The organism is Streptosporangium sp. OZ121 (assembly GCF_051918885.1).
Taxonomy (GTDB): domain Bacteria; phylum Actinomycetota; class Actinomycetes; order Streptosporangiales; family Streptosporangiaceae; genus Streptosporangium.
Genome location: NZ_JBPXMC010000026.1, coordinates 38,999 through 51,647, shown reverse-complemented (window position 1 = coordinate 51,647; position 12,649 = coordinate 38,999). Strand labels below are relative to the sequence as shown.

The window sequence follows — 12,649 nt, the reverse complement described above, 5'->3', positions numbered from 1 at the left end:
CCGGCTCGCCGCTTGTCTCTCGGGCTTGCGTGAAAATTTCAGCCTCGACGTGCGCGGATGCCTGCCCGCGCCCCCGGCGCTGGTCGGTCCGGCCTGCCCGGTCCTATGGTGACAATCCCGAACCTCCGGCCTCCCGCGAGAGGGACACCATGGCACTCAGCGTTCGTCATCCTGCCCGGGTTCTGCGCCTTGTCCTCGTCATCGCCCTGACGCTGACCGCCGGCGCGGTGCTGTTCGCCCCCACCGCCCTCGCCGCCACCTATCGCTCGGCCACCTCCTCGGGCTGGGGCCCCAGCCCGGATGCGGGAAAGAGGGCCGCCGAAGCCAACGCCCGCGCCGCGCTGAACCAGCAGGCCGGCGCGGCGGGCGAGGTCTGCTCGGGCGTGTCCGTCACCACCAGGCACCTCTACACCGCGCCCGACGGTTCGGCGTGGATCTATGAGGCGACCGCGTCGGGCGATTGCGTGGTCCCGCTGCCCACGTCGCCGCTGTCGTAAACCGTGTCGCGTACCGAGACCCGTTAGGGCGGCGGCACGAGCCCGTACGGGGTGCCACAGAAACACCCCCGTACCCGGCCGGCGGCCGCTGCACGACGAGCGACCGCGTGGCAGCTCGGGGACGAGCCGCAGCAGCCGCGCTCCCAGGACCGCCGCCTCCGCGAGCGGGAACCGGAACTCGTCGTAGTCGGCCCGCCCACAGGAAACAGGATCGGGCTCCCTCGACGTCAGGGCGGCTTACTTCGGGGTCGGGGACACGTTCGGGAGGAGGCCGTTGCAGGTGACGTGGCAGCCCGCCGCCGCTACCGGCGGGCGGCGTGAGGGGGCAGCCTGGCCGCCGCCGGGACGCCGAGCGCGGCGACGGCGGCGAGAAGCAGCAGCGTGGGCCCCATCGCGCCGCCGAAGGCCGCGGCCGTCCACCGCGGTCCCCCGCCGCCGGCTTGTCCGGCGGCCAGGCCGGGCACGATGAGCGTGATCGACGTGGTGGCCAGGGCGATGCCCAGCGCCGGGCCGATGTTCATGACGGTCTGCTTCAGTCCGCCGGACACCCCCGCGTCATCGGCGGACGCCCGCTGCACGACGACGGCCGTCGCCGTGACCATCACCGTGCTGAAGCCGGCGCCCAGCATGAGGAACGCCCCTGTCATCACCGGCGAGGCCGCCGGCCGGTCCGCGCCGGCCAACAGCAGCATTCCCAAGCTGACCAGGGCCATCGCCGCCAGGGCCGTCCGGCGGGGACCCTGCCGGCGCAGGAGCACGGCGGCGACCGGCGCGCCGACCACCATCATCACCGCCGGCGGCAGCATGCGCAGTCCGGTCTGCAGCGGGTCCAGCGCCAGGACCTCCTGCAGGAAGTAGCTGCCGACGAACAGTGCCCCGAACATCGCCGCGGCGGCTGTCAGCAGGACGGCCAGCGCCGCGGTCAGCGTCCCCGACGCGAGCACGTGCCGGGGTATCAGCGGGTGGGCGGCGATCCGCTGGTGCCGGGCGAACGCGCCGCCCGCCGCGACGGCTGCGGTCAGGCTGAGCGCGGTACCCGCGGTCCATCCCGTGCGCGGTGCCTCCACCAGCGTGTGGACCAGGCACGCCAGGGCCGCGGCCAGCAGGCAGGCGCCGGTCAGTCCGAGCCGGCCTGCCCCGACCCCGGTACCGGGGTCGCGCGGTGCCGGCACGCGGACGGCCAGAGCTGCCACGCCGATCGCGAGCGCGGGGGCGATGTTCAGCAGGAACACCGAACGCCAGCCGAAGTGGGCGGTCAGCGCGCCGCCGAGGAGCGGGCCGGCGGCGGCCGCCAGGCCGATGGCGCTGTTGCGTACCGCGATGGCCATCGGGAGCCGGTCGGGCGGGAACGCGGCGCGGAGCATCCCGAGGGTGGCCGGTTGCAGCAGCGCGCCGAAAAGTCCTTGGGCGACGCGCAGGCCGATGACCCAGCCGATGCCGGGCGCCAGCGCGATCGCCGCCGAGGTGGCGGCGAAGCCCAGGGTCCCGGCGGCGAAGACCTCCCGGTGACCGTAGCGGTCGCCGAGCCTGCCCGCGAGGACGAGCAGGGCGGCCACGGCGATGAGATAGCCCGTGCTGGTCCACTGGACCTGCGCGAACGAGGCGTGCAGGTCCCGTTGCATGGCGGGCTGGGCGATGGTGAGCACGGTTCCGTCGAGAGCGACGACGGCCGCCCCCGTGACGCTGCCGGCCAGCGTGAGGTGGCGGTGGCGTCCCGGCCTCACCGCGGTTCCGGCCCGAGGTGCGCCTCCAGCGCGGCCCGCAGCAGCGGTTCGAGCTCGGTCGATCCGGTGGTCGGCTGCAGGCTGCCCCAGGCCCACAGCTGGGCGATGCCGTGCGCGTTCGCCCACAGCACGCCCGCGGCGATCCGAGGGTCCACGCCCGGCCGCAGGCCTGCCCGGGTCAGCAGATCCACCACGACGTGGAACAGCGGCAGGCTGGCCTCCCGCAGGCCCAGATGGTTGCTCTCGAGCAGGTCGTGGCGGAACATCAGCTCGTACATGCCGCGGTTGGCCAGCGCGAAGCCGAGATATGCCCGGCCCAGCGTCGTCAGCTGCGCGCGCGGATCCGCCCGGCCGTCGCCCAGCGCCCGGGCGATTTCGGCGCCCAGGGCCGCGAAGCCCTCCCGCGCGATGGCGGAGAGCAGTTCCAGGTGGGTGGGGAAATAGCGGCGCGGTGCGCCGTGCGAGACTCCGGCCCGGCGGGCGATCTCACGCAGTGACAGCGCCTGCGTCCCCTCGCGGGTCACCAGATCCACGCCGACCTCTATCAGGCGGGTACGCAGCCCGGCGTCCTCCTCGCGCATGGACACTGTCTACCAGCGTTGAGTAGACAGTGTCTATGCGCGAAGACCGACGGGATGCCCCCATGACCGCTTCTGGGGGCACCGCCTGTCTCGACACCTCGGCGGCACGCCTGGTCACGGTCGGCTCGGTCCGCGGCGGCAGGGCGGTGCGGCGCTGCGGGCGGCGGGTGCGCTAGTCGTCGTCCTGCTCGACGGCGTTCCACAGGAAGGCGCTGCTGCCGGTGATCTGGCTGCTGCGGGAGTCGAACGTCGCCGAGCCGTTCACCGCGTCGTCGTCCTCGGCCGCCGTCACGGTGAGAGGCTGAGGGACGTCCCAGTTGTCCGGGGTGAAGGTCAGCGGCGGTCCGGCGGACAGGTCCGTGTCACCGTAGACCCGCGCGGTGCCCACGATGACGTTGCCCGGGGGCTGCTGGCTGAGCCGTACCTGGACGCTCGCCGTGCCGCCCTCGGGCACCGTGAGGTTGGAGGGGGAGATGAGGATCCGCAGCCGCGGGGGTGAGGGCGAGGGGCTGGGTGAAGGGGTGGGACTCGGCACCAGCTTGACCGTGCACGGCACGCCGTTGAGGGCGAAGTCCGTCGGCGGCGGGTTGCTGCCGGTCCAGGTTCCGTTGAAGCCGATGCCGAAGGTCCCTCCGGAGCCGATCGATCCGCCCCAGGCGGGGTTTCTGGCGGTGACCCGCTGGCCGCTCTGGCTCCACTGCGCGCTGAAGCCACCGGTGATCCGCTGGGTGCTCGGGAACGTGAAGGTCAGTGCCCAGCCCGAGAGCGGGTCTCCGGTGTTGGTGATGTCGATGAAGGCGGTGAAGCCGCCCGACGAGGTGCCCCAGGTGTGCGAGGTATAGGTCACAGCGCAACCGACCGCCGCGTCGGCGGAGGTTGCCGTGCCGCCTATGACGGCCCCGGCCGCGAGCAGCGCGGTGGCCGCGGCCGACGTCAGAACCCTGTTCCTTGACGAGCCCTTACCGAGTCTCACGAATGACCGACCTCCCGTTGAGGCACCCCGTTGGCCGCCGCCCGTCCGCGTCGGCGGTTTCAGGTTCGGACGGTTCTCGGAGGATGTACAGACACCGTCGTCGCCCGTACGGTCATCGCCTCCCCGGAGCCCGTGCGAGACCTGGGGAAGGGCCTTCAAGACCTCGGGAAACGCCGCCCTCACACCTGCCGTCCAGGCGGGGACGGCAGGCGGAACCGGATGAAAGATTCACGCGGCGCCGGCGAGCCGCCGGTGACGATCAGCACGTCCTCGCTGAGTGACCGGCTCGCAGGACGGCGGCCCGCCGCCGGCGGGGTCGTCCGCGACGGCTTACGAGTCGGTGCGCGACAGTGGCGAGGCGCGCAGGCGGTCATCCGGTCGGCTCCGGGCTGGAGGTCGAGATCGTGGCGTGACGGCTCTCGGGGACTGCGATGCGAGGATGGAGGGGTGATCGTCATATGACGGGAAGGGGAAGGGACGTCGCCCGGCGCCGACGGGAAACCGGGCGTCCGGGCCCGCGTGCGCACCGGTCATCCGGCAGACGGGCCGAGCGCGTGGCCGATGCGCGCGTGCAGCGTTCCGAAGCGCTCGACGAGCTCGGCCGGTTCGTGGACGGTGAACTCGAAGCCGAGCAGGGTCACGTGCAGTGCGAGCCCGTCGAGGGAGTCCGAGCCGACCCACAGGGTGCAGCTGCGCTCGTCGACCGCTTCGATCACCCCTGTCTCGGCCGATACCCGTTCGGCCACCCGTGCCGCCGGGGCGTACATGGTGAACCGCGCCCGGTGGCGATAACGGCCGACGCCCACGGCCCAGGACGCGTACCCGCCGATGTCGTCGGCGGGCGGCTCGCGGGGGCTGAACCGGGGGCCGGCCGGGGGCCGGGTCCGCAGCCGGTCGACCCGGAAGGTCCGCCAGTCCGCCCGGTCGAGGTCGTAGGCCACCAGGTACCAGCGGCGCCCGGCGTGGACGAGCTTGTGCGGCTCGACCGTGCGGGTGCTCTCCGTGCCGTCGTGGCCGCAGTAGTCCATGCGCAGCCGCTGGTGGTCGCGGCAGGCCGCGGCGATCGTGGTCAGCGCCTCGGCCGAGACGACCGCGCCCGGCCGGTGCTGGGCCACGATGGCCGCGTCCAGCGTCGAGACCCGGTATCGCAGCCGGGGAGGCAGGATCTGTTCCAGTTTCGCCAGAACCCGCACCGACGTCTCCTCGATCCCGGCCACCGCGGCGTTGGCCGCGGTGCGCAACCCCACCGCGACCGCGACGGCCTCCTCGTCGTCGAGCAGCAGCGGCGGCATGGCGGCCCCGGCACCCAGCCGGTATCCGCCGACGTTCCCGATCGTGGCGTGCACCGGATAGCCGAGCTCGCGCAGCCGATCGACGTCACGGCGCACGGTACGCACCGTCACCCCCAGCCGCTCGGCCAGCTGCGGACCGGTCCAGTCCCGGCGCTGCTGCAACAACGACAACAGCCGGAGCAACCGGGCGGACGTCTCAAGCATGCCCCCATTGTGCATCGCAACGAGGACAGTAACTGACCTCCTTGGCTGACATGATCGTCTCAGTGTCCGCCGCCGGCCGCCGCCGAACGGGGCAGACGCCGCACGGCGTGGTGTCGGCGGATCCTTCGCCCGGAACACCGGTCACGGGCCTTCGGGCCGGTTCGCGACCGGGCCCAGCGACGCGAACCCGCCCAGCCAGGGCACCACCCCACGCACGCGGCCGAGCGCTTCGTGCCGACACAGAGGAGTCGTGTGTTGAACAGCGAGATCAGGCCGTTCCAGGTCCACATCCCGCAATCCGAGCTGGACGATCTGCAGCGGCGCCTGTCCGCCGTTCGCTGGCCCGGCCAGATCCCGGACGTCGGCTGGAGCCGCGGCGTGCCGGTGGGTCACCTGAAGGAGCTGACCGAGTACTGGACCACGACATACGACTGGCGCGCGACGGAGAAGCGGCTCAACCGGAACCCGCAGTTCACCACCCGGATCGACGGGCTGGACCTGCACTTCCTGCACGTCCGCTCACCCCACCCGCAGGCGTTCCCGCTGCTCCTCGCGCACGGCTGGCCCGGGTCGATCGCGGAGTTCCTGGATGTGATCGAGCCGCTGACCGACCCCGACGACCCGGCCGACGCCTTCCACCTCGTGATTCCCTCGCACCCGAACTTCGGGTTCACCGGGCCGGCCGCGGCGGGCTGGGACGCGCGCCGCATCGCCACCGCCTACGCCGAGCTGATGGCCAGGCTCGGCTACGACAGGTACGGGGCGCAAGGCGGCGACTTCGGCTCGATCATCGTGCCCGACCTCGGGCGGGTGGATCCCGAACACGTCGCCGGCGTGCACGTCAACGCGGCCACCGTCGGGTTCATCCCGCTCGGCGACGTGCCCGCGGACACGGTCCTCACCGACGCCGAGCAGGTCAGGCTCGACCGGATGAACCAGTTCCTCTCCGACGGCAACGGCTACTTCCAGATCCAGGCCACCCGCCCGCACACGCTCGGCTTCGGCCTGGCCGACTCCCCCGTCGGCCAGCTCGCCTGGATCGGCGAGAAGTTCCACGACTGGGCCCATCCCGCGGGCTCGATCGGAGCCGACCAGGTCATCACCCACGCGATGATCTACTGGCTGACCAACACCGGCACGTCCTCGGCCCAGATGTACTACGAGTCCATGCACACCGGCAACTGGCCCACGCCTTCCCAGGTGCCCACCGGCGTGGCCAACTTCGCCGAGGACATCGCGATCCGCGCCTTCGCCGAACCGCTCAACAACATCACCCGCTGGACCGAATACGACCGCGGCGGGCACTTCGCCGCGCTTGAGGTTCCCGACCTGTTCGTGGACGAGCTGCGCGCCTTCTTCCGTACCGTCCGCTGAACCCCCGGCCACCGCATCCCGGCCGGAGCTTCGATCGGGAACGCCCTGCTCCTCCTTCAGGAGCAGGGCGTTCCTCGCGTTGTGGGAGGCCGACGCTCTCGCCGCGCTGCCCCGCGGTGGCAGCGCGGCCTCGGCTCCGAGGGCGGTTACAGAGCGATCATCTCAAGGCGGACCACGTACGAGTACGCCGTCTGCTCGGTCCCGGTGAGGGTCCTCGTGATGATCGTGCTGGCGCCCGTGGCGAGCCCGGCGCACGTGCTGCCGGAGGCGGTCACCGTGCCGAGCCGGTCGCCCTGCCCCCAGGCCGGGCCGTCGGTCTCGCGCAGCTCGAAGTCCACGTCCTGGGTGCTCTGGATGATCGAGGTCGGGTATTCGAAGTCGCCGGGATCCCCGTCGCCACCGGCGTTCATGCCGAAGTAGTTGGCGTTGAGCGTGGGGAACAGGTTCCCGCCGACCAGGAACCGGACCTCGTCCCGGCCGTCCCGGTCGGCCACGTTGCCGGCGTCGATGTCGTACAGTTCCACGCGGCACGAGCCGGCCATCGCGGCCGCCGGGGTCGCGGCCAGCGCCATCGGCGCCACCAGACCTCCGGCCAGGGCGAGTGCGGCGATCACCTTACGAGAATGCATGCTGCTCCTCCTGGAGACGCTGACGTTTCGCGACCGTCGCGAAACGCGGCATCAGAGTCGCGGACGCGGTGTGAGCACATCGTTAGACCACAGGTCAACGGCATAGGGCACACGATCCTCGTGCCTTCTGACACAGCCGGGCGGCAGGCCCGCGCCTACTGTCTTCGTATGGCAGATTCCTTCAGCCTGCTGCTGCTCGGCACGCCCGAGCTGGCCGTCGGGGGAAGGCCGGTGCGGATCCGTTCGGCCAAGACCCGGGCACTCCTCTGCTACCTCGCCACCACGCCGGGGGCGCGCTCGCGGGCCGAGCTCGCGGGGCTTTTGTGGGGCGAGCGTCCCGACGCCAACGCCAGGGGCAGCCTCCGGCTGGCGCTGTCGGAGCTGCGCAGGGACGTGGGCGGCTGGCTCGACATCACCCGCGACCACGTCGGCCTGCGCGCCGGCGACGGCTGCTTCGTGGACTACCGGCAGCTCACCCGGGACCCGACGGTGGCGGGGGCGCTCCGGTTGTGGCGCGGGGAGTTCCTCGACGGTCTCTCCTTCGGGGACGCGCCCGCGTTCGCCGGGTGGCTGGAGTGCGAGCGGCGGCGGGCCCGGCTGGTGCTGCGCGAGCTGCTCGTACGCGCCGGGCCCGCCGCCTGCGAACACGTCGTGCGGCTGGCCAGGATCGTGACGGAGCTGGACCCGTACGACGAGGAGGCCCACCGGGTGCTGATCGCCTCCCTGGCCGGGTCCGGGAACCGGGCCGCGGCCCTGGCCTGTTACGAGGAGCTGCGCCTGCGGCTGGCGCGCGAGCTGGGCGTCGATCCCGCACCCGAGACCCGCGCGCTCCGCCGGGACCTCACTCCCCGGCCCGCGACCGCCCGCCGGGCCGCCCTGCCGGTCCCCGGGGCTGAGCTGGTCGGCCGCGAGTCCGACATTCGCCGCCTTCGTGCCCTGCTGTCCCGGGAACGCCTGATCACCCTGTCGGGCCCGGGCGGCATCGGCAAGACCCGCCTGGCCATCGCCGCGGCGGAGGCCGAGGACCGGGATGCCGCGTCCCTCTCCCCCGCGAGGACCTCCACGGGGACCGGGAGGCACGACACCGCGTCCTTCTCCTCCGCGCGACCCGGTGAGCACGACGCCGCGTCCCTCTCCTCGATGGATGTCGCGTTCGTGTCTTTTGCCGGGGTGCAGGCGGAGGCGGCCGTGACGACGCTCGCGCGCCGGCTCGGCGTGGACCTCTCGCCGCCGCGGCCCGCCGCCGAGCTGCTGCTCGCCGCCCTCGCCGGTCGCTCGACGCTGCTGGTGCTCGACAATCTCGAACATCTGCCGTCCTTCGACGGGGTGATCGCGGAGATCCTGCGGGTGGCGCCGGGCCTGCGGGTGCTGGCGACCAGCCGGCGGCGGCTGGACGTGCCCGGGCAGGTGATCGTCCCGGTGGAGGGGCTCGCCGAGCCGGCCGCCGAGGCGTTGTTCGTCGCGCGGGCGCTCGAGGCCCGGCCGGGGTTCGACCCCGAGCGCGAGGCCCCGCTGGTGGCCGCGATCTGCGCCGCGACCGGCGGGCTGCCGCTGGCGATCGAGCTGGCGGCCGGCCTGCTGCGTGCCGTGCCGTGCGCCGACCTGGCCGAACGCCTCGGCGTGGACACGGAGCTGCTCTGCACGCCCGGGCCCGCCGCACGGCCCAGGCACGCGAGCATGCGTACGGTCTTCGAGACGTCCTGGCGGCTGCTCGACCCGGCGAGGCGGGCGGCACTGGCGGCGTTGTCGGTGTTCGGCGGCGGCGCCACCCTGCGCGCGGCCCTGGAGGTCGCGGAAACCGGCCCTGAGGTGCTGGTCCACCTGGTCGACCACAGCATGCTGCGGCTCACCCCGTCCGGCCGGTACACCCTCCACCCTCTCATCCAGCGGCTCGCCGCCGCCCATCTGGAGGACCCGGGGGTACGCGAACGGCACGCCCGCCACTACGCCCGTCTCCTCGACCGGCACGCCACCGCGCTCCAGGACGGCTCGGACGCCGAGGTCGTCCGCGTGCTCGGCGTCGAGATGGACAACATCCGCCTGGCCTGGCGGGTGTCCGGGCAGCCGCGCTTCCTGGACCGCTACTGGACGTTGTGCCTGCGGTTACGCCTGTACGAGGAGTCGGTGGCGATCGTCCGCGAGCACCTCGACCGCCCTGTGGAGGACCCGCGCCTGCGGGCCCGCCTGCTCCGGATGGCCGCGGTGAGCTCCCACCAGCTCGCCAGGGAACGCGCCGCCACCCGCCTGGCCCGCGCCGCCCTCGACACGCTCGGCGAGCCAGTCCCCACCACCCCCACCGGCCTCGCGGCCGCTCTCCTGACCGCCGCCACCCGCCAGGCCGCCCACCGCCTCCTGCCGGCCGCGCCCGCCCGCCTTCTCCTCCCCGCACCCCGCGCGGACGAGGCCGAGGCCGCGCAGGCGCTGACCTTGCTCGCCCGGCTCGCCTACCACGGGCAGGACCTCCCCGTGATGCTGGTGACCTCGCTGCGCCAGCTCAACGCCGCCGACCGCGGCACCGACCTCGCCCTGCGCGCCGAGTCCTGCGCGAACTTCGCCACCATCGCCCGCCTCGCCGGTCGCCACCGGATCGCCACCTGCTACGGCAGCCTCGCCGACCAGGCACTTTCCGGCATCGGCCATCCGGACGAGGCCGTGCACCGGGCCCGGCTGGCCCGCGGGATCGACCTGCTCCACGCGGGCCGTTTCGAGGACGCCAGGCGGTCGTTCACGGAGGGACGGTCGCGGACGATCGACCCGCGGGTGGCCGAGAACTGCGCCGGCATGCTCGCCGAGACCGCGCTGTGGCAGGGCGAGTTCGCCGCGGCGGCCGCCGGGTACGCGGAGACGGAGGAGCTGGCGGTCGCGCGGGTGGGCGGGGACGACATCGGCCGCCACTGGTGCCTGACCGGCCGGGCGGAAGCGCTGTTGCGCCTGGACGGGGTGCCGGTGGAGCGGATCCGGGAGCTGCTGGCGGCCGCCCGCGCCTCGCACGAGCGGCGGCGTACGCACGCGAAGGAGATCGGCCTGCGCGACAGCCCGGCGAGCCGCACGATCCAGGAGCTGCGCCTGCTCACCGTCGCGGCCCGCCTGGACCCGGCGCGGGCGCCCGCGGCGCTGGCCGAGGCGCTGACGCTGGCCGATCGGCTGCCGACGGTGCAGCCCGGCATGCTGGAGTGCTGGACCGGCCTCGCCGAGCTGCTCGGGGACGCGGGGCGGGACCGGACCGTGGCCCCCCTCCTGCTCGGGCACCTCTCCCGGTACGCCGCCCGCAACCCCGGCGCCGCCGCCCGGATCGGCTGGGCCCTCGCGCTGGTCCTGGCCGCCCTGGGCGGGCGAAGGCGGGCCAGGCGTGCGGCCGAGCGGGCGATGGCGACCGCCGAACGCCTGGCCGCGCCGTACGACCACCGCAGAGCCGAGTCCCTGGCCCGCGCCCTTGGTTGAAGGGTTCACCGTCTTCAAAGAACCGTCTTCAAGGAACCGTCTTCAAGGAACCGTCTTCGAGGACGGATGGCGCGCCCGCGGCCGTCGTCTTCGCGCTGCCGGGTGCCGGCGTCGCGGGGTCAGTCGACCGTGATGACGAGCTTTCCCGGCGCGTTGCCCGCCGCCAGGTCACCCACCGCGGTGGAGGCCTCCGCCAGGGAGTACGTGCGCCCGACGGCCGGTCGCACGGCCCCGGCCTCGATGAGGTCGCGCAGCGTGTCCAGGTCGGCGGTGCGGGTCAGCGCGATCTGCGCGTCCAGGCGCTGGCGCGTGAACGGGGTGATCAGCCGGGCGGCCAGCAGCCGGCCGATCCCGCCGAACCACCGGCCGCCGCCCTCGCCGCCGACGATGGCGAGCCGGCCGCGCTCGGTGAGCAGCCCGCGCAGCAGGGGCAGCGGCCGGATGCCCGCGATGTCGATGATCAGATCGTAGGTCCCGGTGAGCGGCTCGCGCGTGTAGTCGATGACGGCCTGGGCGCCCAGCGACCGGACGAGGTCGGCCTTGGCCGTGCTGCACACGGCGGTGACGTGGGCGCCGCCGGCGACCGCGAGTTGCGTCGCGAAGCTGCCCACTCCGCCGCCGGCGCCGATGACCAGCACCTTCTCGCCGGTGGTGACCTGGCCGACGGCCCGTAACGCGGTCACCCCTGAGACGGGTACGGCCGCCGCTTCGGTGAAGCTCAGGTTGGCGGGCTTGCGGGCGAGCTTGCCCGGGCGGGCGAGCGCGAACTGCGCGTACGCGCCGGTCGCCTGGCCGTACACCTCGTCGCCGGGGCGAAACGCGGTCACGTCGGCGCCGACGGACTCCACCACGCCGGCCACGTCCATGCCCGGCACGCGGTTGCGGGGCCGGCGCAGGCCGAAGCCGAGGCGGCCGACGAGCGGCAGCCCGGTCATGACGTGCCACACGCCGTAGTCGACGCCGGCCGCGTGCACCCGGATCAGCACATCGCCGGCGCCGGGCGCCGGGATCGGGACCTCACCGAGGCTCAGCGTGTGCGGCGGGCCGTACTCGTCCTGGACGATCGCCCTCATGAGGGGTCTCCTTCGATGTCGGGGTACTGGAAGACGTCGTCGAGTCCGACCCGGAACACCCGGGCGATGCGGAACGCCATCTCCAGCGAGGGGGAATAGCGACCCTGTTCGATCGCGATGATGGTCTGGCGGGTGACGCCGACCCGGTCGGCCAGCTCGGCCTGGGTCATCTCGTCGTGCGCGAACCGCAGGGCCCGGATCGCGTTGGTGACCCGCGTCGGCTTCACCACGTCTGGAAGCCGCCCTTGCGGTACGCCATGATCTTGGCGAACGAGCTGAGCACCGAGGACAGCATGAACGCCAGGTAGACGGTGTTGGCGATCCAGAAGTGGCGCAGCTCGGCGATGGCCATGACCAGCACGGCGAGCGCGCCGATGATGACGATCGACTGCCCGATGCGCTCGCTGACCTGGTTGATCTCGCGGTCGCGCTCGTCGGTGCGGTCGGCGCCGTGGCCGCCCGCGACGGCCATCGCGATGTGGGCCACCATCGCGGCGACGATGGCGCCGCCGATGGTCCACAGCAGAGTTCCCGCGTAGGCGACGTCGGCGAGCGGGCCGTCGCCGGCCCGGCTCAGGACGGTCACCACGTAGATCGTGTACGCGCCGATGGAGACCACGATCATCACCCAGGCGCGCTTTTCCTCGAAGGCCATGCCCGCCCCTCATGTAAAACAAAGCTGACATCAATCAATGTAAATCGTCTCAGACACCATGTCAAAGTTTATTTACATGCACGGCCGGCGGCGCCATGGCGCCCGGCGCGGTGTCGCTCCAGGACGTCCGCGTCCGGCCGGGCGGCGCGGGTCACACCGGCCCGCCCTCATCGGAAGAGCCGCAGGGTCCGGGCCACTCCGGCTCG

Annotated in this window: 11 protein-coding genes; 3 read left to right on the top strand and 8 right to left on the bottom strand. The window is 73.1% G+C overall.

Features of this window, described 5'->3' with window-relative positions; translation table 11 throughout:
* The first annotated feature begins 149 nt into the window (after positions 1-149).
* Positions 150-497 carry a hypothetical protein gene (locus tag ACTOQ1_RS33205; RefSeq protein WP_440071923.1) on the top strand — a complete coding sequence of 116 codons (348 nt, stop codon included), beginning with the start codon at positions 150-152 and terminating at the stop codon, positions 495-497.
* A gap of 302 nt (positions 498-799) precedes the next feature.
* Here ACTOQ1_RS33205 and ACTOQ1_RS33200 read toward each other — a convergent pair whose 3' ends face one another.
* From ACTOQ1_RS33200 to ACTOQ1_RS33185, 4 genes are all read right to left on the bottom strand, one after another.
* A complete protein-coding gene (locus ACTOQ1_RS33200; protein WP_440071922.1) occupies positions 800-2,221 on the bottom strand; it encodes an MFS transporter in 1,422 nt (473 codons plus the stop codon).
* Complete coding sequence (locus tag ACTOQ1_RS33195; RefSeq protein ID WP_440071920.1) at positions 2,218-2,802, bottom strand: TetR/AcrR family transcriptional regulator; 585 nt, start codon at positions 2,800-2,802, stop codon at positions 2,218-2,220. Before ACTOQ1_RS33195 ends, ACTOQ1_RS33200 begins: the two co-directional genes overlap by 4 nt.
* A 172-nt stretch (positions 2,803-2,974) precedes the next feature.
* Positions 2,975-3,775, bottom strand: a complete 801-nt coding sequence (locus ACTOQ1_RS33190) for a cellulose binding domain-containing protein (protein WP_440071919.1) — start codon at positions 3,773-3,775, stop codon at positions 2,975-2,977.
* 530 nt (positions 3,776-4,305) lie between these two features.
* Positions 4,306-5,271 (bottom strand): helix-turn-helix transcriptional regulator, encoded by a 966-nt coding sequence (locus ACTOQ1_RS33185; RefSeq protein WP_440071918.1) that lies wholly within the window; start codon positions 5,269-5,271, stop codon positions 4,306-4,308.
* A 252-nt stretch (positions 5,272-5,523) separates the two neighbouring features.
* On the opposite strand from ACTOQ1_RS33185, the gene ACTOQ1_RS33180 reads away from it, so the two are divergent.
* Positions 5,524-6,645 carry an epoxide hydrolase family protein gene (locus ACTOQ1_RS33180; RefSeq protein ID WP_440071917.1) on the top strand — a complete coding sequence of 374 codons (1,122 nt, stop codon included), beginning with the start codon at positions 5,524-5,526 and terminating at the stop codon, positions 6,643-6,645.
* 146 nt (positions 6,646-6,791) lie between these two features.
* Here the strand turns inward: ACTOQ1_RS33180 and ACTOQ1_RS33175 are convergent, their stop codons facing one another.
* Positions 6,792-7,274: a hypothetical protein gene (locus tag ACTOQ1_RS33175; protein WP_440071916.1), complete on the bottom strand. Its 483-nt coding sequence runs from the start codon at positions 7,272-7,274 to the stop codon at positions 6,792-6,794.
* Positions 7,275-7,442: 168 nt separating this feature from the next.
* Between ACTOQ1_RS33175 and ACTOQ1_RS33170 the strand changes: the two genes are divergently transcribed.
* The gene (locus tag ACTOQ1_RS33170; RefSeq protein WP_440071915.1) at positions 7,443-10,715 is read left to right on the top strand and encodes an ATP-binding protein; all 3,273 of its coding nucleotides are present in this window, start codon (positions 7,443-7,445) and stop codon (positions 10,713-10,715) included.
* A gap of 119 nt (positions 10,716-10,834) precedes the next feature.
* Here the strand turns inward: ACTOQ1_RS33170 and ACTOQ1_RS33165 are convergent, their stop codons facing one another.
* From ACTOQ1_RS33165 to ACTOQ1_RS33155, 3 genes are read right to left on the bottom strand one after another with little or no spacing between them, the layout of a single operon-like run.
* Positions 10,835-11,788, bottom strand: a complete 954-nt coding sequence (locus ACTOQ1_RS33165) for an NAD(P)-dependent alcohol dehydrogenase (protein ID WP_440071914.1) — start codon at positions 11,786-11,788, stop codon at positions 10,835-10,837.
* Positions 11,785-12,018, bottom strand: coding sequence for a helix-turn-helix transcriptional regulator (locus ACTOQ1_RS33160; RefSeq protein ID WP_393148387.1), 234 nt, complete (start codon positions 12,016-12,018; stop codon positions 11,785-11,787). Before ACTOQ1_RS33160 ends, ACTOQ1_RS33165 begins: the two co-directional genes overlap by 4 nt.
* On the bottom strand, positions 12,012-12,443 hold the full coding sequence (locus ACTOQ1_RS33155; protein ID WP_440071913.1) for a hypothetical protein: 432 nt from the start codon (positions 12,441-12,443) through the stop codon (positions 12,012-12,014). The genes ACTOQ1_RS33160 and ACTOQ1_RS33155 overlap by 7 nt, the downstream gene beginning before the upstream one ends.
* Between the last annotated feature and the right edge of the window lie 206 nt (positions 12,444-12,649).